General features: G+C 68.5%; 21 protein-coding genes. 7 read left to right on the top strand and 14 right to left on the bottom strand.

Annotation, left to right across the window (positions count from 1 at the left end):
• Positions 1-9: 9 nt before the first annotated feature.
• The 5 genes from ACEN96_RS05295 to ACEN96_RS05275 are packed head-to-tail and all read right to left on the bottom strand — an operon-like array spanning position 10 to position 5004.
• Positions 10-1509: an ABC transporter substrate-binding protein gene (locus ACEN96_RS05295; protein ID WP_495588554.1), complete on the bottom strand. Its 1500-nt coding sequence runs from the start codon at positions 1507-1509 to the stop codon at positions 10-12.
• A 21-nt stretch (positions 1510-1530) separates the two neighbouring features.
• Positions 1531-2280 carry an ABC transporter ATP-binding protein gene (locus ACEN96_RS05290; protein WP_495587007.1) on the bottom strand — a complete coding sequence of 250 codons (750 nt, stop codon included), beginning with the start codon at positions 2278-2280 and terminating at the stop codon, positions 1531-1533.
• Positions 2277-3239 carry an ABC transporter ATP-binding protein gene (locus tag ACEN96_RS05285; RefSeq protein ID WP_495587006.1) on the bottom strand — a complete coding sequence of 321 codons (963 nt, stop codon included), beginning with the start codon at positions 3237-3239 and terminating at the stop codon, positions 2277-2279. Before ACEN96_RS05285 ends, ACEN96_RS05290 begins: the two co-directional genes overlap by 4 nt.
• Positions 3236-4045 (bottom strand): ABC transporter permease, encoded by an 810-nt coding sequence (locus tag ACEN96_RS05280; protein ID WP_495587005.1) that lies wholly within the window; start codon positions 4043-4045, stop codon positions 3236-3238. The genes ACEN96_RS05285 and ACEN96_RS05280 overlap by 4 nt, the downstream gene beginning before the upstream one ends.
• Complete coding sequence (locus tag ACEN96_RS05275; RefSeq protein ID WP_495587004.1) at positions 4042-5004, bottom strand: ABC transporter permease; 963 nt, start codon at positions 5002-5004, stop codon at positions 4042-4044. Before ACEN96_RS05275 ends, ACEN96_RS05280 begins: the two co-directional genes overlap by 4 nt.
• Before the next feature lie 335 nt (positions 5005-5339).
• Between ACEN96_RS05275 and ACEN96_RS05270 the strand changes: the two genes are divergently transcribed.
• Positions 5340-5975, top strand: a complete 636-nt coding sequence (locus ACEN96_RS05270) for a cistern family PEP-CTERM protein (protein WP_495587003.1) — start codon at positions 5340-5342, stop codon at positions 5973-5975.
• Between the two features lie 74 nt (positions 5976-6049).
• Here the strand turns inward: ACEN96_RS05270 and ACEN96_RS05265 are convergent, their stop codons facing one another.
• From ACEN96_RS05265 to ACEN96_RS05240, 6 genes are all read right to left on the bottom strand, one after another.
• The gene (locus ACEN96_RS05265) at positions 6050-6364 is read right to left on the bottom strand and encodes an STAS domain-containing protein (protein ID WP_495587002.1); all 315 of its coding nucleotides are present in this window, start codon (positions 6362-6364) and stop codon (positions 6050-6052) included.
• Positions 6365-6368: 4 nt separating this feature from the next.
• The gene (locus ACEN96_RS05260) at positions 6369-7013 is read right to left on the bottom strand and encodes an MlaC/ttg2D family ABC transporter substrate-binding protein (protein WP_495587001.1); all 645 of its coding nucleotides are present in this window, start codon (positions 7011-7013) and stop codon (positions 6369-6371) included.
• 104 nt (positions 7014-7117) lie between these two features.
• Positions 7118-8158 carry an MlaA family lipoprotein gene (locus tag ACEN96_RS05255; RefSeq protein WP_495587000.1) on the bottom strand — a complete coding sequence of 347 codons (1041 nt, stop codon included), beginning with the start codon at positions 8156-8158 and terminating at the stop codon, positions 7118-7120.
• Positions 8155-8643 (bottom strand): outer membrane lipid asymmetry maintenance protein MlaD, encoded by a 489-nt coding sequence (gene mlaD / locus ACEN96_RS05250; RefSeq protein ID WP_495586999.1) that lies wholly within the window; start codon positions 8641-8643, stop codon positions 8155-8157. Before mlaD ends, ACEN96_RS05255 begins: the two co-directional genes overlap by 4 nt.
• Before the next feature lie 59 nt (positions 8644-8702).
• Entirely contained in the window at positions 8703-9482 is a 780-nt protein-coding gene (gene mlaE, locus ACEN96_RS05245) for a lipid asymmetry maintenance ABC transporter permease subunit MlaE (RefSeq protein WP_495586998.1), read from the bottom strand.
• Positions 9479-10321, bottom strand: a complete 843-nt coding sequence (locus ACEN96_RS05240) for an ABC transporter ATP-binding protein (protein WP_495586997.1) — start codon at positions 10319-10321, stop codon at positions 9479-9481. The genes mlaE and ACEN96_RS05240 overlap by 4 nt, the downstream gene beginning before the upstream one ends.
• 279 nt (positions 10322-10600) lie before the next feature.
• On the opposite strand from ACEN96_RS05240, the gene ACEN96_RS05235 reads away from it, so the two are divergent.
• The 6 genes from ACEN96_RS05235 to ACEN96_RS05210 are packed head-to-tail and all read left to right on the top strand — an operon-like array spanning position 10601 to position 17742.
• On the top strand, positions 10601-11065 hold the full coding sequence (locus ACEN96_RS05235) for a type IV pilin protein (protein WP_495586996.1): 465 nt from the start codon (positions 10601-10603) through the stop codon (positions 11063-11065).
• The gene (locus tag ACEN96_RS05230) at positions 11059-11679 is read left to right on the top strand and encodes a pilus assembly FimT family protein (RefSeq protein WP_495586995.1); all 621 of its coding nucleotides are present in this window, start codon (positions 11059-11061) and stop codon (positions 11677-11679) included. Before ACEN96_RS05235 ends, ACEN96_RS05230 begins: the two co-directional genes overlap by 7 nt.
• Complete coding sequence (locus tag ACEN96_RS05225; RefSeq protein WP_495586994.1) at positions 11676-12077, top strand: type IV pilus modification PilV family protein; 402 nt, start codon at positions 11676-11678, stop codon at positions 12075-12077. The genes ACEN96_RS05230 and ACEN96_RS05225 overlap by 4 nt, the downstream gene beginning before the upstream one ends.
• 1 nt (position 12078) lies before the next feature.
• Complete coding sequence (locus ACEN96_RS05220; protein WP_495586993.1) at positions 12079-13284, top strand: PilW family protein; 1206 nt, start codon at positions 12079-12081, stop codon at positions 13282-13284.
• A 43-nt stretch (positions 13285-13327) separates the two neighbouring features.
• Entirely contained in the window at positions 13328-13930 is a 603-nt protein-coding gene (locus ACEN96_RS05215) for a pilus assembly PilX family protein (RefSeq protein WP_495586992.1), read from the top strand.
• 8 nt (positions 13931-13938) lie between these two features.
• Positions 13939-17742 carry a pilus assembly protein gene (locus tag ACEN96_RS05210; RefSeq protein WP_495586991.1) on the top strand — a complete coding sequence of 1268 codons (3804 nt, stop codon included), beginning with the start codon at positions 13939-13941 and terminating at the stop codon, positions 17740-17742.
• A 152-nt stretch (positions 17743-17894) separates the two neighbouring features.
• Here the strand turns inward: ACEN96_RS05210 and ACEN96_RS05205 are convergent, their stop codons facing one another.
• From ACEN96_RS05205 to ACEN96_RS05195, 3 genes are all read right to left on the bottom strand, one after another.
• On the bottom strand, positions 17895-19370 hold the full coding sequence (locus ACEN96_RS05205; RefSeq protein WP_495586990.1) for a glutamate synthase subunit beta: 1476 nt from the start codon (positions 19368-19370) through the stop codon (positions 17895-17897).
• Positions 19371-19418: 48 nt separating this feature from the next.
• On the bottom strand, positions 19419-24203 hold the full coding sequence (locus ACEN96_RS05200; RefSeq protein ID WP_495586989.1) for a glutamate synthase-related protein: 4785 nt from the start codon (positions 24201-24203) through the stop codon (positions 19419-19421).
• A 138-nt stretch (positions 24204-24341) separates the two neighbouring features.
• The gene (locus ACEN96_RS05195; RefSeq protein ID WP_495586988.1) at positions 24342-25049 is read right to left on the bottom strand and encodes a transposase; all 708 of its coding nucleotides are present in this window, start codon (positions 25047-25049) and stop codon (positions 24342-24344) included.

Genomic DNA, 25049 nt, shown 5'->3' with positions numbered 1-25049 from the left:
GGGCGGGCTTCAGGCCCAGCGCATCACCGACAGGTCATTGGCGAACAGCGGCGTCTTCGTCCACAGCCCTTGCAGCCCCGCGCGCGCGATCGTGATCCATTGCGGCTGGTACAGGAAGGCGGCGACCGCGTCCTGCGCGACCAGGCGCTGCGCCTGGCCGAACAGCTTCGCGCGCTCGGCCGGATCGGCCGCAGCCTGCATGCGCGCGTACAGCGCGCTGAAGGCCGGGCTGCGATAGCCCCAGTAGTAATCGGGCCGCGCGAAGTTGCCGAAGTCATGCGGCTCGACATGCGAGATCACCGTCAGGTCGTAGGCCTTGCTGCCGTAGACGCTGGAGAGCCACTGCGCCCATTCGATCTGCTCGATGCGGGCGTTGATGCCGACCGCGGCCAGTTGCGCCGCGATCAGCTCGCCGCCCTGGCGCGCGTAGGGCACCGGCGGCAGCTTCAGCGACAGCGTCAGCCCGGTGGCCTTGGCCTGGGCCAGCAGCGCCTTGGCCGCCGCCGGGTCGTAGGCATTGATCGCGGTGCAGTCGACGTAGCCCGGCGTGTCCGGCGTGACGAAGCTGCCGATCGGCACGCCGTAACCATCGGCGCTCGCCTGGATGACGGCCTTGCGATCGATCGCCATCGCGATGGCGCGGCGCACGCGCGCATCGCCCAGCGGCGCGCGCTGGTGGTTGATCGCGAGGATGGTCTTCGCGCGCGAGGACGCGGTGATCACCTGGAAACGCTTGGGCTGCGCCTTGAACTGCGCGAGCGCGCGCGCCGCGGCGACGCGCGGGAACACATCGACATCACCGGCCAGCAGCGCCGCGACCTGCGCCGCCGGCTCGCCGATGAAACGGAACTGCACCCGCGCGATCCTGATCGCCGCCGCGTCGCGGAAAGCCGGCCAGGCCGCGAGCGAGAGACTCGCGCCGCGCTGCCATTGCGCGACGCGGTAAGGCCCCGTGCCCACCGGCGTCTGCGCGTTGCCGGCCGCGCTCCTGGGCTCCACGATCACGGCGGTCGACTGCGCCAGCAGCGCCGGCAGCTCGGGTTCCGGATGCTTCAGCGTCAGCACGACGCTCAGCGGATCGGGCGCGGCGATCGCGGCGATGTTCTCGAACACGCGGCGATCCTTGTTCAGGCTGTCCGGGGCAGCGGCGCGCTCGAAGCTGAACTTCACCGCCTTGGCATCGAAGGGCTCGCCGTTGTGGAAGCGCACGTTCGGCCGCAGCGCGAAGGTCCAGGTCTGCTGGTCCGCCGACACGGTCCAGCGCAGCGCCAGCAGCGGCTGCGCGCTGCCGTCCTCGGCCACCTTGGTCAGCGGCTCCATCACGTTGTAGAGCACGATCTCGCCGATCGCGGCGGCGGCGCCGGCGGTCGGATCCAGGCCGGGCGGCTCCAGCGTCATGCCGAGCACGAGCGGCTTGCCCGGGCTGCCCTGCGCGAAGGCGGGCAGCGCGGTCCCCAGGGTCGCGCCGGCGGCGCCGAGCGAGAGCAGGTGGAAGCGGCGTCGGTCCATGGTCTTGTCCATGGGCGCGGATCATGCCAAAGCGGCCAGCAGGTCCCGCGTGTAGGGATGATGCGGTTCGCCCAGCACCCGCGCGGCCGGCCCCTGCTCGACGGCCTCGCCGCCGCGCAGCACCAGCGCGTGGTCGCACAGCACCTCGATGGCCGGCAGGTCGTGGCTGACGACGACCAGGCTGATGCCCTCGCGCCGCTGCAGCTCGCGCAGCAGCGCCAGGATCTGCGCCTGCACCGAGACGTCGAGCGCCGACAACGGCTCGTCGGCGACGATCAGCCGCGGCCGCGTCGACAGCGCCCGCGCGATCGCGAGCCGCTGCCGCTGGCCGCCCGAGAACTGATGCGGATAGCGCAGCGCGGCGTCGGCCTCGAGTCCCACCGCGGCCAGCACCTCGGCCAGGCGCGCCTGACGCTGGGCACCGGTCATCGGCAGCGCGGCCAGCGGCTCCATCACGCTGCGCCCGACGCGCCAGCGCGGATCGAGCGAGCCGTACGGATCCTGGAACACCATCTGCACCTGCGGACGCAGCGCGCGGCGCGCGCGGGCCGACATCGCGTGGATGTCCTCGCCGGACCATCGCACGCTGCCGCGATGCGGACGCTCCAGCGCCATCAGGAGCCGCGCCAGCGTGCTCTTGCCGGCGCCCGATTCGCCGATGACGCCGAGCGACTCGCCCGCCGGCAGCGCGAACGAGATGTCGCGCAGCACGCCGCGGCCGCCGTAGCGCTGGCCCAGGCCCTCCACCTGCAGCAGCGGCGCGGCGCTCATGGCGCCACCTCCCAGCAGGCGAGCCGGCCGTCGAAGCGCGGCGGCTCGGCGGCGCAGCGCGCGGTGGCGAGCGGACATCGCGGCGCGAACGGGCAACCCGCGCCGAGCTGCTTCAGCGAGGGCACATTGCCCTTGAGCGGATGCAGCGGCTGGTCGCGGCCGGCGCCCAGCCGGGGACGCGCCGCCCACAGCGCCTGCGTATATGGATGGCGCGGATGGCGCGGGTGCTCGAGCAGGTCGGCCGCGCGGCCCTCCTCCATCGTCCGGCCGCCATAGAGGATCAGCAGGCGATCGACGCGGCGCGCCGTCAGCGCCAGGTCGTGCGAGATCAGCAGCAGCGCCATGCCGCGCTCGGCCACCAGCTCGCGCAGCAGGTCCAGCACCTGCACGCGCAGCCGCGCGTCCAGCGCCGTCGTCGGCTCGTCGGCGATCAGCAGGCCGGGCTCGCCGGCCAGCGCCATCGCGATCAGCGCGCGCTGGCGCTGACCGCCCGAGAGCTGATGCGGATAGGCGCGCGCCTGGCGCTCGTCGAGTCCCACCCGCGCCAGCAACGCCATCGCGCGTTCGCGGGCGCTGTCGCGATCGGGCGCGAGCCGATGGATCCGGATCGGCTCCATCACCTGCGCCAGCACGCGCTGCAGCGGATTCAAGGCGGTGAGCGGCTCCTGGAACACCATCGCGACACGGCGGCCGCGCACGCCGCACCAGCCGTCGTCGTCCAGCGCCAGCAGGTCCTGGCCATCGAGCGCGATCCGGCCGGAGACCTCCGCCCCCTCGGGCAGCAGGCCCATCACGGCCAGCGCGGTGAGCGTCTTGCCGCTGCCCGATTCGCCGATGAGCGCGAGGCTCCCGCCGCGCGTCAGCGTCAGGTCCAGCCCGCGCAGCGCATGCAGCCTCGCGCCACCGGGCGCGGCCAGGCGCACGTGCAGGTCGCGCACCTCGAGCAGCGGCGCGCTCATCGCGGCAGCTCCTTCGGATCGAGCCGGTCGCGCAGGCCGTCGCCCAGCAGGTTCAGGCCGAGCACCGCCAGCGTGATCGCGACGCCGGGCGCGAGCGCGAGCTGGGGGGCCTCGAACATCAGCGTCTGCGCCTCGGCCAGCAGCCGGCCCCAGCTCGCCTGCGGCGGCTGGGTGCCGAGGCCGAGGTAGGACAGGCCCGCCTCCGCCAGGATGGCCAGCGCGAAGCTGGTCGTGCCCTGCACCGCGAGCAAGGGCAGCAGCTGCGGCAGCACATGCCTCAGCGTGATCGACAGCCGGCCCTGACCCGCGACCCGCGCCGCGAGCACGAAATCGCGCGCCCACCAGCTCTTGGCGCTGCCGTTGACCAGCCGCGCGAACGACGGCACCGCATGCAGGCCGATCGCCGCCATCGCGACCGTCATGCCCGGTCCGAGCGCCGCCGCCAGCAGGATGGCAAGCAGCAGCGCGGGGAAGGCGTAGCCCAGATCGGCGCCGCGCAGGATCAGCGCCTCGACCCAGCCGCGCCGCGCGGCGGCCAGCAGGCCCAGCGCGGTCCCGGCGATCAACCCGATCCCCACGGCGACCACGCCCACCAGCCACGCACTGCGCGCGCCGGCCATCAGGCGGCTGAGCAGGTCCCGGCCCAACTGGTCGCAGCCCAGCCAATGCGCCGGGCTCGGCGGCGCCAGTCGGCGGGCCATGTCGATCTGCTCGGGCGGCCAGGGTGTCCAGGCCAGCGACAGCAGCGCCGCCAGCAGCAACAGCGCCGTCAGCACGGCGCCCGCGGCGAAGGCCGCGCGCCTCATGGCTCGGCCCTCACGCGCAGCCGCGGATCGATCCAGCCGTGCAGCAGGTCGATCGCGAAGTTGAGCACCAGCACCAGCGCCGCCAGCCCCATCACGCCGTTGCGCACGACGATCAGGTCGCGGTTGGCGATCGCCTGCGCCATCAGCCGGCCCAGGCCCGGCAGCGTGAAGACGTTCTCGATGACGATGGTGCCGGCGAGCAGGTTGGCGAACTGCAGCCCGCCCAGCGTCAGCAGCGGGATCGCGGCGTGGCGCAGCCCGTGGCGCCAGAGCGCGGCGCGGCGCGACAGGCCCTTGGCGCGCGCGCTGCGCATGAAGTCCTCGCGCGCGATGTCGAGCATCGCGGAGCGCGCGATCCGGGCCAGGATCGCGGCCTGCACCAGCGCCAGCGCGATCGCCGGCAGCAGCAGCGCCCGCAGCCCCGGCCACAGGCCGCCGCCGGCGTCCTCGCGCCAGCCGGGGAAGCCGCCCGCGTCGACCCACTGCAGCTTCACCGCGAAGACCAGCACGAGCAGCATCCCGAGCCAGAAGCTCGGCACCGCGAGCCCGAGCTGCGTCAGGCCCATGACGAGGTGATCGCCGGCGCGTCCCTGCTGGCTCGCGGCCCACCAGCCGGCCGTCAAGGCCACCACGACAGTGAGCGCCATCGCCAGCAGCGCCAGCGGCAGGGTCAGCGTCAGGCGCTCCAGGATCAGATCGGCCACCGGCGCGCCGTAGGCGTACGACAGCCCCATGTCGCCACGCACCAGTCCCGCCAGCCAGTCCAGATAGCGATGCCAGGCCGGCTGGTCCAGGCCGAGTTGGCGGGAGAGCGCGGCAACGGCCTCGGGCGGCGCCTCGGGGCCCATGATCAATTGGGCGGCATTGCCCGGCAGCCATTCCAGCGCGCCGAAGATCAGCGCCGAGGCCGCCAGCAAGGTCAGCAGCAGCACGGCGAGGCGCTTGGGCAGGTCTTTCATGGCGGCCGGGATCATAGGGGTGACCGCGCGCGGGGTTTCCGGAAGGGTCTGCGCGAGACACCACGAGACACCGCGAGAAGCGGCGGCCCGCAAGGCAATCGGCATGCCGGACGTTGTCGCCATTTTTTACATCTCGATGACCGTGTTTATCAGATGTGACGGCAAATCAAGCACTTGGCCCACTGGCCCGAGTTATGCGTGACCCCTGGCACAGGGAGAACAGCCAGCCACGTGGATCGCTCGGAAAGGGGTGGGTCATGAAGCCAATCAAGATTCGTTGGGTCGCAGCCGCTGCGGCGCTCGCCCTCTGCAGTCAGGCGCAAGCCGCCGCAGTGATGTTCAGCGCCCCGACCGACACGGCGACGCTGTTGTTCTCTGGCTCCCAGGACGGCGCGACGCTGCAGGCGTCGGTCAAGTTGACACTGACCAACTGGACCGCCACCAGCGCCACCTTCGCCGCCATCGTCAACAACACGTCCTTCGGCCCCGGCCAGAACGTGCTGATGGCCTTCGGCATCACGGCGGTCTCGCCGACGCTCAACGGCGCCAGCACCAACACCGCCGCCTGGGGCGCCGAGCTCGACACGAACTTCCCGTCGTTCCAGAACATCGACCTCTGCGTGATGACCGGGAACAACTGCGCGGGCGGCTCGATCAACGGCGGCATCGGCATGAACACGATCTCGTCGTTCAACCTGACGCTGACGACCGACGCGACCCACAACTTCATGACGAGCGGGATCGGCTTCATCAGCCCCTACTCGATCAAGTTCCAGGGCGTCGGGACAGCGGGGAATTCGATTGAGTTCGCCGGTTGCGTCGCCAGCACGGCCGGTTGCGGCGGTGGTGGCGGCGGCGGTGGAGCGGGCGGCGGCGGTGACGTGCCGGAACCGAATGCGCTGCTGCTGATCGGCGTCGCGGCCTTGGCCGCCGGGCTGTCACGCCGCGTGTTGCAACGCACCGCGCGCTGAATCGCCGGTTCGGTCGCTGGCCAGAAAAGGAAAAGCCACCCAAGGGCGGCTTTCCGGCGTGCGCGCGAGTGCGCTCAGGCGGCTTCGGCCGGGACTTCCGCGTCCGGCCAGAACAGGTGTTCCAGCGCATAGACGCGGGCCAGTTCCCGCAGCGCGCGCGGCGGCTGCAGCAGCGTCAGTTGCCAGCCGTCCTGGCCACACAGCCGCAACGCGCTCAGCAGCAGGCTCAGGGCCGCCGAGTCGAAGTCGTTCAGCCCGCTCGCATCCAGGCTGATGCTGCGGCCGGCCGCGTTGCCGACCTGTGCCAGCTCGGCGCGCAGCGCGCCCTCGAGCCGCGTCCACTCCTCGGGGACGTTGTCCAGGCGCAGCCGCTGCGGCAGCTTCAGCATCGCGTCAGCCCTTCTTGGGCGCCGACGCGGCCGTCGCCGGACGCGCGTTGCGCTCGGCCAGCGACTTGATCAGACCGTCGATACCCTTGGCGTTGATTTCCTGCGCGAAGCTGTTCTTGTACTGATCGGCCAGCCAGATGCCCAGCACGTTCACGTCATAGATCTTCCAGCCGGCATCGGTCTTCTCCAGGCGGTAGTCCAGCTGGATCGGATCGCCCTTGCCGCGGATCTCGGTGCGCACGATGACCTCGGTGTCCTCGGGCGCCGCGCGCATCGGCTTCATCGCGATGGTCTGGTCACGGACCTGCGTCAGCGCGCCGGCATAGGTGCGCACCAGCAGCGTCTTGAACTCGTCCTGCAGGCGCTGCTTCTGCTCCGGCGTCGCCTGACGCCAGAAGCGGCCCACCGCCGTCGCGGTGATGCGCTGGAAGTCCACATGCGGCATCACCTTGGAGTCGACGAGCTGCATGATCTTGTTGACGTCGCCGCCCTGGATCGCCTTGTCGCTCTTGACGGCGTCCAGCGTCTCGATCGACAGCTGACGGATCAACTGGTCGGGCGCGGAGCCGTCGGCGGCGAAGGTGGCCAGCGGGCTCAGCGCCGCGATCGACAGGACCGCCTTCAGCAGCAGTCGTTTGGTGGCATTCATGGTTGTCCTTTCTCTCTCTTCATGACACGGACCCATCCGCAACGCGGCAAGTCCGGTGCCGGTTCACCGGACGCCGCGGCGGGCGTTACCGGTTGTTACCTCGGTCAGCGGTCGCTCTGCGGATTGACCGGCTTCTCGTCGGGCGAGATGACCTCGTAGTCATCCTCTTCTTCCTGTTCCTTGTGCGTCTTGACGTTGCGGCGCTGCAGGTAGGCATCGCGCACGAAGGTGTACTTGTCCAGCGCGATGCCATCCAGCATGTCGGTCACGCGCAGCAGGTTGGCCCGGGTGTTGATCACCTGCAGCGCGGTGATCGCGAACTTGTATTCGCCGTCGTCGAAGAGATAGGCCGGCGAGTAGTAGGCGTTGACCGGCAGCGTCACCGAATCGCGCAGCGACGACGGGCCCAGCAGCGGCCACACGATATAGGGTCCGGTCTTGACGCCCCAGTAGCCGAGCGTGCGGCCCAGGTCCTCGGAGGTCTTCTCCAGGCCGGCGGGCGTGGCGATGTCGATCAGGCCGGCAATGCCGAACACCGAGTTGACCGCGACCCGCATCGTCTGCGTCGCGCCGTTCTTGAAGCGGCCCTGCAGGAACAGGTTGACCGCCGACCAGGCATCGGAGAAGTTGCCGAAGAAGTTGTCCACCGCCTGGCGCGCCGGCTGCGGCACCAGGTCCGAGTAGGCGGTGGCGACCGGACGCAGCACGTGCTCGTCCAGCTTCTCGTTGAAGTTGAAGACCTTGCGGTTCCAGTTCTCCCACGGGTCCAGGCGGTTGCGCACCCGCGGTCCGGGCGCGGGGGCCTCGTCCGCGGCGGCGGCGGCCGCACCGGCCTGGCCAGCCGCGGCGGGCTCGGCCGCCGACGCGGCGGACGCCGGCGGCGAGGCCTGGTCCTCGGCGGAGGCCGGGGCCTGTTCGCCATCGGAGGACGCGCGGACCTCGCCGGCCTCACCGGCCTCACCGGCCTGGCGGACCATCGCGGTCTCCACGGCCGAGACCGCGGCATCGACGCGGATCAGGTCCTGTTCGAGGGCTTGTTCAGCCTGCGCCAGCGCGGGCAGCGAGGCGCCCAGCAGGGCCGCGCTCAGCAACGCGGCGGCAAGATCGGACGGGACGCGAGCCCCGGCCGTCGTGATGGTCGTCATTGTTTTTCTCCCGAGGCCGGCACCGAGGAGGCGTCGGCCGCCTTGTTATAGAGGAACTGGCCGATCAGGTTCTCCAGCACCACCGCCGACTGGGTCTGCGTGATGATGTCGCCCGTGGCGAGGTTCTTTTCCGCCGCGCCCGGCTCCAGGCCGATGTACTGCTCGCCCAGCAGGCCGGAGGTCAGGATCTTGGCCGAGCTGTCCTTGGGGAAGGCCACGCCCTGGTTCATCTTCAGGATGACGCGCGCCTGGAAGCTCTTGTCGTCGAACGAGATCGTGCCGACCCGGCCGACCACGACACCCGCGCTCTTGACCGCGGCGCCCGGCTTCAGGCCGCCGATGTTGTCGAACTTGGCGGTGACCGTGTACGTGTCCTGGAAGTTCAGCGTCAGCAGGTTGCCGGCCTTCAAGGCCAGGAACAGCAGAGCCGCGCCGCCCAGCAGGACGAAGAAGCCGACCAGCGCGTCATAACGAGAGGATTGCATCAGGCAACTCCGAGATATCTCTTGAATTCAGTTGTCGGGTCGTCGATCCGCGCCGCGCGTCAGATCGAGAACATCATGGCGGTCAGGATGAAGTCCAGACCCAGCACCGCGAGCGAGGACAGCACCACGGTGCGGGTGGTCGCCTGCGACACGCCTTCCGGCGTGGGCTTGCAGGCGTAGCCCTGCAGCAGCGCGACGAAGCTCACGGTGATGCCGAACACGACGCTCTTGACGAAGCCGTTGCCGACATCCTTGAACACGTCCACGCCGCCTTGCATCTGCGACCAGAACGAGCCCGCATCGATGCCGATCAGCGGCACCGCCACCAGCCAGCCGCCCAGGATGCCCACCGCGGAGAACACCGCCGCCAGCAGCGGCATCGCGATGAAGCCGGCCCAGAAGCGCGGCGCGAGCACGCGCTGCACCGGGTCGACGGCCATCATCTCCATGGCGCTGAGCTGCTCGCCGGCCTTCATCAGGCCGATCTCGGCGGTCAGCGAGGTGCCGGCGCGGCCGGCGAACAGCAGCGCGGCCACCACCGGACCGAGCTCGCGCACCAGGCTCAGCGCGACCAGCAGGCCGACCGCCTCGGCCGAGCCGTAGCGCTGCAGCGTGTAGTAGCCCTGCAGTGCCAGCACAAAGCCGACGAACAGCCCCGACACGCCGATGATGGACAGCGAGCGGTTGCCCAGGAAGTAGATCTGCTCGCGCACGAGCGCGAAGCGGCGCAGGCAGGCGCCCAGGTGCAGCAGCAGCGCGCCCAGCAGGCGCGCCGACCAGCCCCAGTCACCGAGCTTCAGACGCAGGCCGCGTCCGATCGAAGTCGCCAGGCCGATCATGCCGAGGCCTCCTCGGGCAGGCCGAAGTCTTCGCGCACCGGCTTGGCGGGCTGGTGGAAGCGCACCGGGCCGTCGGATTCGGCGTTGACGAACTGATGCACCAGCGGATCCGTGCTGTGGCGCAACTCGTCCGGCGTGCCCTGGGCGACGACGCCGCCGTTGGCCACCATCACCACGTGGTCGGCGATGCCGAAGGTTTCATGGATGTCGTGCGACACGATCACGCTGGTCAGGCCCAGCGCGTCGTTGAGGTCGCGGATCAGGCGGGCGGTGACGCCCAGCGAGATCGGGTCCAGGCCCGCGAAGGGTTCGTCGTAGAGCACCAGGTCCGGGTCCAGCGCAATCGCGCGCGCCAGCGCGACGCGGCGCGCCATGCCGCCGGAGACCTCGTTGGGCATCAGGTCGCGGGCGCCGCGCAGGCCGACCGCGTTGAGCTTCATCAGGACCAGGTCGCGGATCATCGGTTCGGACAGCCGGGTGTGCTCGCGCAGCGGGAAGGCGACGTTCTCGAACACGCTCAGGTCGGTGAACAGCGCGCCGAACTGGAACAGCATGCCCATCCGGCGGCGCTGGGCGTAGAGCCGGGTCTGGTCCATCGGCGCCAGGTCCTGGCCGTCGAACAGCACCTGCCCGGACTGGGGCCGCAGTTGGCGGGTCAGCAGCCGCAGCAGCGTCGTCTTGCCGCCGCCGGACGACCCGATCAGGGCCATCACCTTGCCGCGCGGCAACGTCACGTTGACATTCTTCAGGATGACCCGATCGCCATAGCCGACGGTCACATCCTTCACTTCAATCAGTGGACGGACGTTATTGGATGAATTGGGATCAGTGAATGCCATTTCCTAGGGATGGATCCGGGACGAAGCCGGGCGGCAGGCGTCCGGGAGCCGGGATCATAGGGTAAAGCCCGAATTGATGCCGGAGGTCCTCTGGGGCGGGGTGGCGATTCGCGACAGCCCGACAAAGGGGGGTTGACGGCGGAGGTTGTAATCGAACCTCTCGTCCGTGATGAAGGTCACGAACGGAAGCCGCCGCGAGACGGGCGGGACGCGAGGCACGACGAGCGGACTCGCCTTCCTTGTGCGGCTACCGATAATTTGCGCAACAAGGAGCACAACATGTCTGGGATTTCCGGGAACCGTTCGCGGCTGGGCCGCCACCTCGCGCTGCGAGGCTTCACGCTGATCGAACTGATGGTGGTCGTGGCGATCATCGGCATCCTGGCGGCGATCGCGCTGCCGGCCTACCGCAGCTATGTGGTGCGCGGCCAGTTGACCGACGCGATCACCGCAATGACGCTGACGCGCGCCAACATGGAGCGCTATTACCAGGACTTCCGTACCTACCAGACGGTCGCCGGCGTCGGCACCAGCCCCTGCGCCGCGACGCAGACAGTGGGCACTTTCACGATCACTTGCCCGACGCTGACCGCCAATACCTACACCGTGCAGGCGGTGGGCTCGGGCAACACCGCTGGCTTCACCTACACCGTGAACCAGGCGGACACCAAGACCACCGTCGGCCCGGGGACCGGCTGGACGTGCACTTCCAAGTGGATCACGCGCAAGGGCGACACATGCTGACCCGCTCCCGCGGCGTGACGCTGATCGAACTGCTGATCGTCGTCGCCATCATCGCGCTGGGCACGGCGCTCGCTGTGCCCGGTCTGCGGACCTGGACCGCGAATGCCCAGATGCGCAGCAGCGCGGGCGCGCTGCAGGCCTCGCTGAAGCTGGCGCAGGCGGAGGCGGTGCGCAGCTTCCGCCAGGTCGTCTTCTATCGCACGTCCGATACCACCTGCTCCGCGAACGCCGCTGCGGACGCCGCCGGCCCGCGGTGGGTGGTGAAGATCCTCCCGCTGGTGACGGGCGGCACATCCACCGTGACGCAATGCGGCGTGATGCTGGACAACGCCGAGACTTTCAGCGTCTCCGGTCCCACGGCCGTGTGCTTCGGCGCCAATGGCCGGCCGCTGCAGCTCACCAGCGACCAGACCGGCGTCGGCGTGGCCTGTTCCAGCGGCGCCAACGGCCGGATCATCTACGGCTTCGCGCCATCCGTCACGACCAGCAACCTGCGCAAGCTGCAGGTGTGGCTGACGCTGGGCGGCACGGTGCGCTCCTGCGAATCGACCCGGCTGCTGTCGGATTCCGTCCCGGACGGATGCCCTGAAATCAACCAGACGCCCACCTCATGACTTCGACCTCCGATCGCCGCCCCGGGCGGCGCCGCGCACGCGGTATGACGCTGATCGAGGTGCTGTGCGCCATCGTCATCATGACGGTGGGCCTGCTCGGACTGATGGCGCTCATGGCGCGCGCGTCGCAGGCCACCGCGGCCACGGACGACAGCCAGCGCGCTGCCGTGCTGGCCAATGAGATCGCCAGCGAGATGTGGCTGAACGCCACCGTCGCTCTGCCCACCGCCACCGTCACGGCCTGGAACGCGCGCGTCGCCGACGCGGCCAACATGGGTCTGCCCTCGGGTGTCGGCGTCATCACCACGGCCAACAACGTCGCGCGCATCACGATCACCTGGACGCCGCCCGACGGCGCCCCGCGCCGCTACTTCACGGACGTCCGGCTGACCAACTGACATGAAGCAGCACCTCCCCTCCATCCGTGCCGCCGCGGCACGCGGCTTCTCGCTGATCGAGCTGATGGTCTCGGTCGTCATCGCGTTGATCGTGATCGTCGCCATGACGACGGTGTCCGCCCGGTTCGAGAGCAGCAAGCGCCAGGACACGACGACCTCGGACATGTCCACCAACTCCGGCTACCTGGCCTACGACTTCGATCGCCAGGTGCGCAGCGCCGGATCGGGTTTCACCGCGGTCAACCGTGCGGAAACCTTCGGCTGCGCCCTCTACGCAACGAAGGGCGGAGCGCAGATCCTGCCGTCCCCGGCCGCCTTTCCCGCCCCCTTCTCCACCGTCGCCACGACCGTGCGGATGATTCCGGTGCTGGCCTTCGGCGGCGCGGGCAACGGCGGCTCGGACGTGCTCCAGGTCATGACGGGCACCGGCGGCATCGGCGAGACCGCGTCCCAGGTGCGCCAGAACAGCGTGCAGGCCACGAGTCTGCGCCTGACCACGACCGTGGGCATCCGCGGCGACGACCTGCTGCTGGTCACGGAAACCAACCGCCCCTGCATGCTGGCGCAGGTGGCGGCCGCCTACACCGGCGGCCCCTCGCAACAGGTGGACCTGGCAGGCTCGTACTACGCATCCAGCATCGGCGTGCAGTCGCTGCTCGACCGCTCCACCAGCGCCACCGCCAACGCGTCGGTGCTCGGCAATGCGGCCAACGGCAACTCGCCCAAGCTGATCCTGCTGGGTGTGAACAGCAGCAACCAGCTGGTCCGCTACGACCTGCTGCGCTTCACCAACGGAAGCAGCGAGGCACCGGTGCCGCTGACCGACGGCGTGGTCGACATGCGCGTCCGATACGGCGTGGACACCACCACCCCGGGCCCCGACGGCATCGTCGACGCGTGGGTGGAGCCCACCGGCGGCACCTACGGCAGCGCGGCGCTCAACGACGGCTCGGCGACCGCGCAGCAGACGATGGCCCGCATCCTGGCCGTGAAGGTGAGCATGATCCTGCGCTCCGAGTTGCGCGAATCGCTCAACGGGCAGGATGTCAACGTGGCCCCCGCCACGCTGGCCATGTTCCCCAGTCTGCCCGCGGCCCAGCAGGTCGCCTACACGGTGACCGATCGCACGCGCCGCCACCGCGTGCTCGAGTTCACGATCCCGCTGCGCAACGCGATCGCCAGCAGCGGCCGGCCGCCGCCCCCTTGAGCCGGGAGTCGACATGCCCGTGCGCTCACACCTACGAACGACCATGACCCCTTCCCTCTTCCGCCGCGAACGCGGCGTGATCATGGTGATCGCGCTGATCACGCTGGTGATCCTGATGATCGGCGCGATCGCGACGATCCGCTCGATGAACTCGTCGCTGACCAACGTCGGCAACTTCGGGTTCAAGCGCGACATGGCCAACCAGGCCGACCGCGCGATGCGCAGGGCCCTGGACACGCTGTCTGGCCTTGGCTCGCCCGACGCCGACAACGCAGCGCTCAACTACAGCGCCGCGATGCTGCCCTCCACGCCGGAAGGCATCCCGCAGGCGCTGCTCGACACCAGCAACCCCGGCGCGGTCGGCGGCTATGGTTCCGCCGCCAACGTGGTCGACCTGACCACCGCGCAAAGCGGCGAGAGCACCACCAACATCCCGCAGCTCAAGCTCTATTACGTCATCGACCGCATGTGCCAGACCGCCGGCACGGTCAGCCCCACCAACTGCCAGACCGCCTCGACCGACACCCAGGGCGTCAAGAGTGGCAAGGACGTGAAGCGCCCGCCCAAGCCGTTGTTCCGTGTCACGGTGCGCGTCGATGGGCCGCGCGGCTCGCAGTCCTTCTACCAGGCGACGTTCAGCAATTGAGGTTCCCGATGAACAAGTCCTTCCTCCCGCGCGGCCTGTACGTCGCCGCCCTCGCGCTGGGCGCGATGATGCCGGCGCTGACGACGCAGGCCCAGACCACGCCGCGGCCCGCGCTGGACAACCAGCCGATCTTTTCCTCGGTCGCCGTGCCGGGCAACCTGGCGCTGGCGCTGTCGGTGGAATTCCCGACCGCGGTCAGCACGGCCCACCTGGACCCCAACTACTCGGCGTCGAACACCTACCTGGGCTACTTCGACCCGGGCAAGTGCTACACCTACGTATGGGCGGCGGCTGAGACCGACCGCTATTTCCAGCCGGCCGGCGCCACCTTGACGCGCACCTGCACCAACAAGTGGAGCGGCAACTTCCTGAACTGGGCGACGATGCAGACCGTCGACCCGTTCCGCTGGGCGCTGACCGGCGGCTTGCGCGTCACCGACACCGCCACCACGACCATCATCGAGAAGGCCTGGGCCAGTGGCCAGGGAGGCACCAGCAACTTCCCCAACCGCTCCTTGTCCGACACCACGGTGATCACCGGCGCGACGCCGTTGAACTGGAGCGCGGTGAACATGCGCATCCAGGGGCTGGGCAACAAGATGCGGTTCACGCGCCGGGGTGACTACAACAGCGGCACGCCCTCGGCCTTCAATACCGCCGATGGCTCGTGGGACGACCGCACCGTCTGGGAGGTCAGCGTGCGGGTCAAGGTCTGCGACCCCAGCACGAGCGCTGGCGGCCTGGAGGCCAACTGCACCGCTTACGGCGACAACTACAAGCCCGAAGGGCTGATGCAGAAGTACTCGCAGAAGATCCGCTTCAGCGCCTTCGGCTATCTCAATGACGCCACGTTGAGCCGCGACGGCGGCGTCCTGCGCGCGCGCCAGAAGTTCATCGGACCGAGCGAGCCGGTGCCAGGCGCTCAGCCCAGAGCCAACTCCCTCGCGGAGTGGGACGGCACCACCGGTGTGATGAAGATCAGCCCCAACCCGCAGGACGTGCTCGACATGGCGGCCTCCGACTACGGGTTCACCGTGGCGAACAGCGGGGTGATGAACTACCTCAACAAGTTCGGGGCATCCGGCTCGTACAAGACCTATGACCCGGTGGGCGAGCTCTATTACGCCGTGCTGCGGTATTACCGCAACCTGGGCAACGTGCCCGAGTGGACCAATCCCAACACGACGGACCTCAACGCGAAGAAGGGGCTCGCGGACGGCTTCCCCGTCATCACGAACTGGGGCGATCCGATCCTCTACTCGTGTCAGAAGAACTACATCCTGGGCATCGGCGACGTCAATACCCATGCCGACCGTGACCTGCCCGGCGCCACCGGCAACTCCGAGCCGGCCAAGCCGGCGGCGGTGGCCGCGGACACCGCCTTCGACGCCATCGCGTGGACCAACAAGGTCGGCGCGCTCAGCGGCGCCGGCGGCAACATCGGCAACACCCAGAACTACGGCGGCTGCTGCTCCAACAATGGCGCGCTGATGGCGGGCATGGCCTACTGGGCCAACAGCCAGGACATCCGCCCGGACATGACCGGCAAGCAGACCATCAAGACCTACTGGCTGGACGTGCAGGAAAACCAGGTCTACAAGAACAACAACCAGTTCTACCTGGCGACCCGCTACGGCGGCGCGAACCTGCCGTCCGACTGGGACGCGCTGGGCACGACCGTCGACATCACGCAGAGCTGGTGGCACACCGGCCCCGCGACCGACACGACCATTGCCGGCGGCGGTCAATTGCGCCCGGACAACTACTACACCGCCTCGCGCGCGGACCTGATGGTCAACGGCCTGACCAGCGTCTTCGCCAGCATTGCCGCGAACATCCAGGCCTACACCTCGTCGGCCAACACCGCCTCCAATGCGGTGTCCGTGGGCACCTCGGCCTATGGCTCGTCCTACGACTCGTCGGCGTGGACCGGCCAGATCGAGGCCAACGCCGTCAACCTGATGGGCACGCCCCTGGGATACACGCTGGCCTGGCGCTTCACCGACAAGCTCAATGCGCAGGTCGGCACCTCCGGCACCGGCTGGGACACCGCGCGCAACATCGTCACCTACAAGCCCACCGGGACCAATACCGGCACCGGCGTGGCCTTCCGCCGCAGCAATCTGACCACCGCGCAGACCACGGCGCTGAACACCAGCTACTACAGCGGCGACGACTCGCAGAACTTCCTCAACTACGTGCGCGGCGACCGCAGCAATGAGGAGAATTCGGTCACGAGCAACAGCACCAAGGCCTACCGCGTGCGCGGCGGTCTGGTCGGCGACATCATCAACAGCCAAGTGGTGGTGGTCGGCCCGCCCATCCCCGGCCTGTTGAGCGAAGCCACCAATCCCGGCTACAACGCCTATGCGTCGTCGAGCGGACAGGGCAACCGCCCCAACATCCTGGTGGCCGGCGCCAACAGCGGCCTCGTGCACGTGATCAATGGGTCCACCAGCGACACCACGAACGGCGGCCGCGAGCTCTTCGCGTTCATCCCGAACGCCGTGATCATGGGCCCGAGCGGCACGCCCAGCGTGGATGGACTGGCCAGCACCGGCAACCCGGACTTCGTCCACCACTACATGATCGACGCGCGTCCCAACACGGCGGACGTGGACTTCAACCGCACGAACGGCAACCGGGCGGGCGCGGCGGACTGGCACACCATCGTCGTCGGCGGTCTGGGCAAGGGCGGCAGGAGCATCTACGCGCTGGACCTGACCACCGCCAACACGGTGGCGACCGAGGCGGACGCGGCATCCCGCGTGCTGTGGGAGTACACCGAGGCCGACATGGGCTTCACGTTCGGCACGCCGGTCATTACCAAGACGGCCCAGTACGGCTGGGTGGTCATCGTCGGTTCGGGCCTCAACAATCCGTCCGGCAAGGGCTTCTTCAGCATCCTCGACGTCCGTACGGGCAGGCTGCTGCAGAAGGTGACGCTGCCCGCCGCCGGAGACAGCGGCACGCCACAGTTGCCGACCGGCCTGACCTACCTGCAGACCTACTACACCGATCGCTACGACGCCACCGTCGAGTCTGTCTACGCCGGCGACCTCAAGGGCAACGTCTGGCGCCTGGACCTGACCGCGACCAGCGGCGCCTACCCGGCGCCCACCAAGATCGCGCAGCTCACGAACGCCGCGGGCACCGGGCTGCCAATCACGTCGATGCCGACTCCGGTGGTGAACTCCACGGGCAATCGTCGCTGGATCATCGTGGGCACGGGGCAGTTGTTGAGCACGGACGACATGATCAGCACCCGGGCCAACCGCATCTACGCGATGCTGGACGGCTTCCAGGCCCGTCCGGCGAACAGCTCGGACTTCCCGTCGGGCATCACGATGCCTTACTCGGAGAGCAACGTCGGGCGCCATGACTTCCAGGAAGTGAACGGCACAAGCAACACGCCGCTGAGGTCCGACAAGGTCGGCTTCTTCATCGACCTGCAAACCGTGACCGGCGGCCTCGGATACGAGGTCGTCAATGAGGCCGACGCGCTGGACAACCTGGCCGTCATCGCAGCCATCAGGCCCTCGTCGGATAACGCCTGCAGCCCGGGCGGCACCAGCAAGGTGTTCGTGCTGGACCTGAATGGCGGCAGCATCACGGTCGACAACCCGCTGTTCGCCGTGGACAACGTCCGCTTCATCGACGACAACGGCACGATCAAAATCCTGGTGCAGGGCAAGCCGGGAGCGACGCCAGGCAACAACGTCAAGGACGGCGACTACGTGATGGGCCTCGGCGGCGCCGTCGGTGGCAGCAAGAGGCTGATCAACTGGCGCGAGATCCCGCTGCGCAACTGACGAGGACTCCACTCCGACCCAAACCCGCCCTCGCAAGACGGCGGGTTTTTTCTTGCCGGTACGCCGACGCCAGAAACGACAAGGCCCGCCGGCTTGCGCCTGACGGGCCTTTCCTGTTTCAGGGGCTCGGCGGTCACCGAGCCCGGGATCGCTTAGCGCGGCAGATCGCTGCCGCCCATCAGGAACTCGTCGATCGCGCGGGCCGCCTGGCGGCCCTCGCGGATGGCCCAGACCACCAGCGATTGGCCGCGGCGCATGTCGCCGGCGGCGAAGACCTTCGCCGCATTGGTCTTGTAGCCACCGGTGAAATCGGTGCTCGCCTTCGCGTTGCCGCGCGCGTCCTTGCTCACGCCGAAGGCCTCGACGATCGACGCCACCGGGCTGACGAAACCCATGGCCAGCAGCACCAGGTCCGCCTTCAGAATCTGCTCGGAGCCTGGCACCTCCACCATCTTCCCGTTGACCCACTCCACCCGCACCGTCTTCACGCCGGTGACCTTGCCCTTCTCGCCGAGGAACTCCTTGGTCGCGATCGCGAACTCGCGCTCGCAGCCTTCCTCGTGGCTGGACGAGGTGCGCAGCTTGATCGGCCAGTAGGGCCAGGTCAGCGGCCGGTCCTCGACCTCGGGCGGCTGCGGCATCAGTTCGAACTGGGTGACGCTCTTGGCCCCGTGGCGGTTGCTGGTGCCGACGCAGTCGCTGCCAGTGTCGCCGCCGCCGATCACGATCACATGCTTGCCGTCGGCGCGGATCTGGTTCTTGAGCTTGTCGCCGGCATTCAGCTTGTTCTGCTGCGGCAGGAACTCCATCGCGAAGTGCACGCCGGCCAGATCGCGGCCCGGCACCGGCAGGTCGCGCGACTGCTCCGCGCCGCCGGCCAGCAGCACCGCGTCGAACTGCTGGGACAGCTCCTCCGCGGTGACCACGTCCTTGGCCCAGTTCGTCACCTTGGAGCCTTCGGGCAGGTGCGCCACCATCACGCCAGTGCGGAACACCACGCCCTCCGCTTCCATCTGCTGGACGCGGCGGTCGATGTGGCTCTTCTCCATCTTGAAGTCGGGAATGCCGTAGCGCAGCAGGCCCCCGACACGATCGTTCTTCTCGAACACCGTGACGTCGTGACCAGCGCGCGCCAGTTGCTGTGCCGCAGCCAGTCCGGCGGGGCCGGAGCCGACGATCGCCACCTTCTTTCCGGTCTTCACCTTCGCCGGTCTGGGCGGCACCCAGCCTTCGGCCCAGGCGCGATCGATGATCGCGTGCTCGATCGACTTGATGCCGACCGCATCGTCATTGACGTTCAGCGTGCAGGCGGCCTCGCAAGGCGCGGGGCAGATGCGGCCGGTGAACTCGGGGAAGTTGTTCGTCGAATGCAGCACCGCGATGGCGCTCTTCCAGTCCGTGTCCCCGCCCCGGTACACCAAGTCGTTGAAGTCCGGAATGATGTTGTTGACCGGACAGCCGCTGTTGCAGAACGGCGTGCCGCAGTCCATGCATCTCGCGCCCTGCTGCTTCGCCTGCTCGACGTTCAGGCCGATGACGAATTCCTTGTAGTTCTTGAGCCGCGCCTCGATGGGCTCGTAGCCCTCTTCCAGACGCTCGTACTCCATGAAGCCGGTGACTTTTCCCATGTCGGCTTTCTCCTGAATCTTCGTGATGCTCTGAAGCGATGCGGATGATCAGACCTTGGCCTTGGCCGCGGGGGCCTTGGCATGGGCGATCGTGGCGGCGGTTTCCTTGGCGGCGTTGATCTCGCCAAGCGCGCGGCGGTACTCGTTCGGGAACACCTTGACGAACTTGGCGCGCGACTCGGCCCAGTGGTCCAGGATGTCCCGCGCGCGCTGGCTGCCGGTCCAGCGGTGGTGATCCTCGATCAGCTTCTTGACGATCGCCTCGTCGGTGCGCGCCTCGCCATCGCCGAGCCGGTGCCAGATGGCCCGGTCCATCGTGGCCTCCTGCTCGTGCCCGGGCAGCAGCTTGTCGAGCGACACCATGCTGGTGTTGCAGCGCTTGGCGAACTGGCCGTCCTCGTCGAAGACGTAGGCGATGCCGCCGCTCATACCCGCCGCGAAGTTGCGGCCGGTCTTGCCCAGCACCGCGACGGTACCGCCGGTCATGTACTCGCAGCCGTGATCGCCCGTGCCCTCGACCACCGCCGTCGCGCCCGACAGCCGCACCGCGAAGCGCTCGCCCGCGACGCCGCGGAAGAAGGCCTCCCCCTTGGTCGCGCCGTACAGCACGGTGTTGCCGACGATGATGTTCTTCGTCGCGTCGCCGCGGAAGTCGATCGACGGACGGACCACCACGCGCCCGCCCGACAGGCCCTTGCCGGTGTAGTCGTTGGCGTCACCGATCAGGTAGAAGGTGATGCCCGGCGCCAGGAAGGCACCGAAGCTCTGGCCGCCCGTGCCTTCCATCTGGATGAAGATCGTGTGGTCCGGCAGGCCCTCGGGGTTGCGGCGGATCAGCTCGCCGGAGAGCATCGCGCCCACCGTGCGGCGCACGTTCGTCACCTCCTGCATGAACTGCACCTTCTCGCCCTTGTCGAAGGCGGGCAGGCACTTCTCGATCAGCTTGACGTCGAGCGCGCGATCCAGGCCGTGATCCTGGTGATCGTTGTGCAGACGGGCCACGTCGGCCGGCAGTTCCGGACGATGGAACACGCGGCTGAAGTCCAGCCCCTTGGCCTTCCAGTGCTGGATGCCCTTCTTCGTGTCGAGCAGGTCGGCGCGGCCAATCAGTTCGTCGAACTTGCGCAGCCCCAGTTGCGCCATGATCTGACGCGCCTCTTCCGCGACGAAGAAGAAGTAGTTCACCACGTGCTCGGGCTTGCCGCTGAACTTGCGGCGCAGTACCGGGTCTTGCGTCGCGACGCCGACCGGGCATGTATTCAGATGGCACTTGCGCATCATGATGCAGCCCTCGACGACCAGCGGCGCGGTCGCGAAGCCGAATTCATCCGCCCCCAGCAGCGCGCCGATCACGACGTCGCGGCCGGTCTTCATCTGGCCGTCGGCCTGCACCCGGACCCGTCCACGCAGACGGTTCAGCACCAGCGTCTGCTGCGCTTCCGCCAGGCCCAGCTCCCACGGCGTGCCCGCATGCTTGATCGACGACCACGGCGAAGCGCCGGTGCCGCCGTCATGGCCGGCGATCACGATGTGATCCGCCTTCGCCTTCGCGACGCCCGCGGCGATCGTGCCGACGCCGACCTCCGACACCAGCTTGACCGAGATGTCGGCACGCTGGTTGACGTTCTTCAGGTCGTGGATCAGCTGGGCCAGGTCCTCGATCGAATAGATGTCGTGATGCGGCGGCGGCGAAATCAGACCGACGCCGGGCACCGAGTGGCGCAGGAAGCCGATGTAGTCCGTGACCTTGCCGCCGGGCAGTTGGCCGCCTTCGCCCGGCTTGGCGCCCTGCGCCATCTTGATCTGGATCTGGTCGGCGCTGACCAGGTATTCGGTCGTGACGCCGAAGCGGCCTGACGCGACCTGCTTGATGCGCGAGCGCATCGAATCGCCGTCCTTGAGCTCGTAGTCCACCTCGACCACCTTGCGGCCGACGACGTCCGCCATCGTCGTGCCGGCCGTGATCTTGATGCCCTTGAGTTCGTTGCGATAGCGCGCCGGATCCTCGCCGCCCTCGCCGGTGTTGCTCTTGCCGCCGATGCGATTCATCGCGACGGCCAGCGTCGCATGCGCCTCGGTCGAGATCGAACCCAGCGACATCGCGCCCGTGGCGAAGCGCTTGACGATCTCGGCGGCCGGTTCGACCTCCTCGAGCGGGATTGCCTTGGCCGGATCGAACTTGAACTCGAACAGGCCGCGCAGCGTCATGTGGCGCTTGCTCTGGTCGTTGATCAGCTGGGCGTATTCCTTGTACGTGTCGAACTTGCCCGAGCGCGTGCTGTGCTGCAGCTTGGCGATCGCGTCGGGAGTCCACATGTGCTCCTCGCCGCGGGTGCGCCATGCATACTCGCCGCCGGCATCCAGCATGTGCTCCAGCACCGGGTCGTCGCCGAAGGCGGCGCGGTGCAGGCGCAGCGCTTCTTCCGCGACCTCGAACACGCCGATGCCGCCGACCTGGGTCGGCGTGCCGCGGAAGTACTGCTGGACGAACTCCGACTTCAGGCCGATGGCCTCGAAGATCTGCGCGCCGCAGTAGGACATGTAGGTCGAGATGCCCATCTTGGACATGATCTTCGACAGCCCCTTGCCCACCGCCTTGATGTAGTTGTAGATCGCCTTGTCCGCCGACAGGGCCGCCGGCAGCTCGGCGCTCATCGACTGCAGCGTCTCCAGCGCGAGATAGGGATGCACGGCCTCGGCGCCGAAGCCGGCCAGCACCGCGAAGTGGTGCACCTCGCGCGCCGTGCCGGTCTCGACCACCAGGCCGGCGGTCGTGCGCAGACCCGCGCGGACCAGGTGGTGGTGCACCGCCGACAGCGCCAGCAGCGCCGGGATCGCCACGCGGTTCGCGCTCAGATGGCGGTCGGTGATGATCAGGATGTTGTGGCCGCCCTTGATCGCATCCACGGTCTCGGCGCACAGCGAGGCCAGTTGGGCCTCGACACCCTCGCGGCCCCAGTCCAGCGGATAGGTGATGTCGAGCTCGTAAGGCTTGAACTTGCCATTGGTGTGCTGCTCGATCGCGCGCAGGCGGGCCATGGACTCGAAGTCCAGCACGGGCTGCGTCACCTCCAGGCGCATCGGCGGGTTCACCGCGTTGATGTCGAGCAGATTGGGCTTGGGACCGATGAAGCTGTTCAGCGACATCACGATCGCCTCGCGGATCGGATCGATCGGCGGGTTGGTGACCTGCGCGAACAACTGCTTGAAGTAGTTGTAGAGCGGCTTGTTCTTGTCGGACAGCACGGCCAGCGGGCTGTCGTTGCCCATCGATCCGATGCCTTCCTCGCCATTCGCGGCCATCGGCGCGAGCAGGAACTTGATGTCCTCCTGCGTGAAGCCGAAGGCCTGCTGGCGGTCCAGCAGCGACGCGGGGAACACCGGCGCGACCGTTTCCGGCGCCGGGATCTCGTCGAGCTTGACGCGGACGTTCTCGATCCACTGCCGGTACGGACGCGCGTTCGCGTACTGGGTCTTCAGTTCCTCGTCATCGATGATGCGGCCCTGCTCCAGGTCGATCAGGAACATCTTGCCCGGCTGCAGGCGCCACTTCTTGACGATGCGGGACTCGGGGATCGGCAGCACGCCGGATTCGGAAGCCAGCACGACGAGGTCGTCGTCGGTGACCCAGTAGCGCGCGGGGCGCAGACCGTTGCGGTCCAGCGCCGCGCAGACCTGGCGGCCGTCGGTGAACACCATCGCGGCGGGGCCGTCCCACGGCTCCATCATCGCGGCGTGGTACTCGTAGAACGCGCGGCGGCGTTCATCCATCAGCTCGTGCTGCTCCCACGCCTCCGGGATCATCATCATCGCGGCGTGCGCGAGCGGATAGCCCGACATCGTCAGCAGCTCGATGGCGTTGTCGAAGGTGGCCGTGTCGGACTGGTGCTCGAAGCTGATCGGGTACAGCTTGTTCAGGTCGTCGCCCAGCACCGGCGACTTCATGACGCCCTCGCGGGCACGCATCCAGTTGAAGTTGCCCTTGACCGTGTTGATCTCGCCGTTGTGGGCGACCATCCGGTACGGGTGGGCCAGCGGCCACTCGGGGAAGGTGTTGGTCGAGAAACGCTGGTGCACCAGCGCGATCGCGCTGACCACGCGCGGGTCGGCCAGGTCGCGGTAGTACTTGCCGACCTGGTCCGCCAGCAGCAGGCCCTTGTAGATCACCGTGCGGCAGCTCATCGAGGGCACGTAGTACTCGCGGCTGTGCGTCAGCTTCAGCGCCTGGATCGCGCTCGAGGCCGTCTTGCGGATCACGTACAGCTTCCGCTCGAGCGCGTCGGGGACGATGATGTCCGGACCGCGTCCGATGAAGATCTGGCGAATGATCGGTTCCTTCTCGCGCACGGTGGGCGACATCGGCATGTCGCGGTCCACCGGCACGTCGCGCCAGCCCAGCAGCACCTGGCCCTCGGCCTTGATCGCGCGGGCCAGTTCCTGCTCGCAGGCCAGCCGGGAGGCATGTTCCTTCGGCAGGAAGATCATGCCGACGCCATATTCGCCCGGCGGCGGCAGCACGACGCCCTGCTTGGCCATCTCGGCGCGATAGAACTCGTCGGGGACCTGGATCAGGATGCCGGCGCCGTCACCCATCAGCTTGTCCGCGCCCACCGCGCCGCGGTGGTCCAGGTTCTCCAGGATCTTCAGGCCCTGCTGGACGATGTGATGAGCCTTCTGCCCCTTGATGTGGGCCACGAAGCCCAGGCCGCAGGCGTCCTTCTCATTCGCGCCGTTGTACAGGCCGTGGGCGGCCAGCTCGCGAATCTCGTTCTGTGACGGTGTCGCCGTGGTGAACGACGCTTGCGCGGGGCGCGGATCTTGAGCTGCCGACATCGGTGGCCTCCTGGACTCTCGGAAAACGAAACCCGCGCAGGTTAAGGCGCGTGCCGGCAGGGCACAAGCAGAACTAAATGGGGTCAGTCTCGAATAAGAACGAGCGTTGCGGCGCTGTATCGATTAAATGGGGACAGATCAAGGGGTGGTCTTCGGTGGTGCCACCTTGCGCGGGCGGCCCCGGGGTCGCGGACTCATCGGGCGCTCGCTCGTCTCACCGAGCAACTGCAGGAAGCGTGCCGAACCGAGCGGCCACCCCTTCAGCGCGGAATCGATCAGCTTCTGACGCTCTGCTTCCGACTCCCCTTCCTCGAGCCAGCGGCGCCAGGCCAATTCGCGCTCGAAGGGCGTGTTGCCCAGCGCCCAGAAACCGGGCGGGTCGCTGATCAACGGGTCGCGGCGGCGGCCGAGATGGTGCGCCGCCGAGGACCAGGCGAAATCGCCCGGATCGGCGCTCAGGCCAGCCCGCTGCGGGTTCAGCTCGATGCTGCGCATGACGGCGAGCAGATGGGTCTCCGCCTCCAGCGGCGCGGCGCGGAACCGCCCTTCCCACAGGGTGCCGACCCGGCCATGCCGCAGGTTGAAGGCGCCGACGTAGCGTCGTCCCAGCGCCTGCATCATCCGGCTCAGGCCCTCGCCGGTGGTCGGAGTGGCCAGCAGGTGCAGGTGGTTGGGCATCACCACGTAGGCGTGCACGGCCACCTTGTGCGTGGCGGCGCTGTCCTGCAGCGCGGCCAGCAACGCGCGGCGGTCCTCGTCGTCAATGACGATCGGCTGCCGGTTGTGGCCGCGGTGGATCAGGTGATGCAGATGGCCGGCGAGCGCCAGCCGGGGGAGTCGTGCCAT

It is taken from the genome of Roseateles sp. Mitsp63 (genome assembly GCF_059491535.1).
Note: the sequence above shows the minus strand (reverse complement) of the source record. Positions and strands in the feature narration are given on the sequence as shown.

Excerpts from the sequence above, each read along its gene's own strand:
- ACEN96_RS05255 (WP_495587000.1), bottom strand. The coding sequence starts at position 8,158 with ATGACGACCATCACGACGGCCGGGGCTCGCGTCCCGTCCGATCTTGCC.
- mlaD (WP_495586999.1), bottom strand. The coding sequence starts at position 8,643 with ATGCAATCCTCTCGTTATGACGCGCTGGTCGGCTTCTTCGTCCTGCTG.
- ACEN96_RS05210 (WP_495586991.1), top strand. The coding sequence starts at position 13,939 with ATGAACAAGTCCTTCCTCCCGCGCGGCCTGTACGTCGCCGCCCTCGCG.
- ACEN96_RS05270 (WP_495587003.1), top strand. The coding sequence starts at position 5,340 with ATGTTCAGCGCCCCGACCGACACGGCGACGCTGTTGTTCTCTGGCTCC.
- ACEN96_RS05220 (WP_495586993.1), top strand. The coding sequence starts at position 12,079 with ATGAAGCAGCACCTCCCCTCCATCCGTGCCGCCGCGGCACGCGGCTTC.
- ACEN96_RS05235 (WP_495586996.1), top strand. The coding sequence starts at position 10,601 with ATGTCTGGGATTTCCGGGAACCGTTCGCGGCTGGGCCGCCACCTCGCG.
- ACEN96_RS05195 (WP_495586988.1), bottom strand. The coding sequence starts at position 25,049 with ATGGCACGACTCCCCCGGCTGGCGCTCGCCGGCCATCTGCATCACCTG.
- mlaE (WP_495586998.1), bottom strand. The coding sequence starts at position 9,482 with ATGATCGGCCTGGCGACTTCGATCGGACGCGGCCTGCGTCTGAAGCTC.
- ACEN96_RS05260 (WP_495587001.1), bottom strand. The coding sequence starts at position 7,013 with ATGAATGCCACCAAACGACTGCTGCTGAAGGCGGTCCTGTCGATCGCG.
- ACEN96_RS05230 (WP_495586995.1), top strand. The coding sequence starts at position 11,059 with ATGCTGACCCGCTCCCGCGGCGTGACGCTGATCGAACTGCTGATCGTC.
- ACEN96_RS05240 (WP_495586997.1), bottom strand. The coding sequence starts at position 10,321 with ATGGCATTCACTGATCCCAATTCATCCAATAACGTCCGTCCACTGATT.
- ACEN96_RS05225 (WP_495586994.1), top strand. The coding sequence starts at position 11,676 with ATGACTTCGACCTCCGATCGCCGCCCCGGGCGGCGCCGCGCACGCGGT.
- ACEN96_RS05275 (WP_495587004.1), bottom strand. The coding sequence starts at position 5,004 with ATGAAAGACCTGCCCAAGCGCCTCGCCGTGCTGCTGCTGACCTTGCTG.
- ACEN96_RS05215 (WP_495586992.1), top strand. The coding sequence starts at position 13,328 with ATGACCCCTTCCCTCTTCCGCCGCGAACGCGGCGTGATCATGGTGATC.
- ACEN96_RS05200 (WP_495586989.1), bottom strand. The coding sequence starts at position 24,203 with ATGTCGGCAGCTCAAGATCCGCGCCCCGCGCAAGCGTCGTTCACCACG.
- ACEN96_RS05285 (WP_495587006.1), bottom strand. The coding sequence starts at position 3,239 with ATGAGCGCGCCGCTGCTCGAGGTGCGCGACCTGCACGTGCGCCTGGCC.
- ACEN96_RS05290 (WP_495587007.1), bottom strand. The coding sequence starts at position 2,280 with ATGAGCGCCGCGCCGCTGCTGCAGGTGGAGGGCCTGGGCCAGCGCTAC.
- ACEN96_RS05280 (WP_495587005.1), bottom strand. The coding sequence starts at position 4,045 with ATGAGGCGCGCGGCCTTCGCCGCGGGCGCCGTGCTGACGGCGCTGTTG.
- ACEN96_RS05205 (WP_495586990.1), bottom strand. The coding sequence starts at position 19,370 with ATGGGAAAAGTCACCGGCTTCATGGAGTACGAGCGTCTGGAAGAGGGC.
- ACEN96_RS05265 (WP_495587002.1), bottom strand. The coding sequence starts at position 6,364 with ATGCTGAAGCTGCCGCAGCGGCTGCGCCTGGACAACGTCCCCGAGGAG.
- ACEN96_RS05295 (WP_495588554.1), bottom strand. The coding sequence starts at position 1,509 with ATGGACCGACGCCGCTTCCACCTGCTCTCGCTCGGCGCCGCCGGCGCG.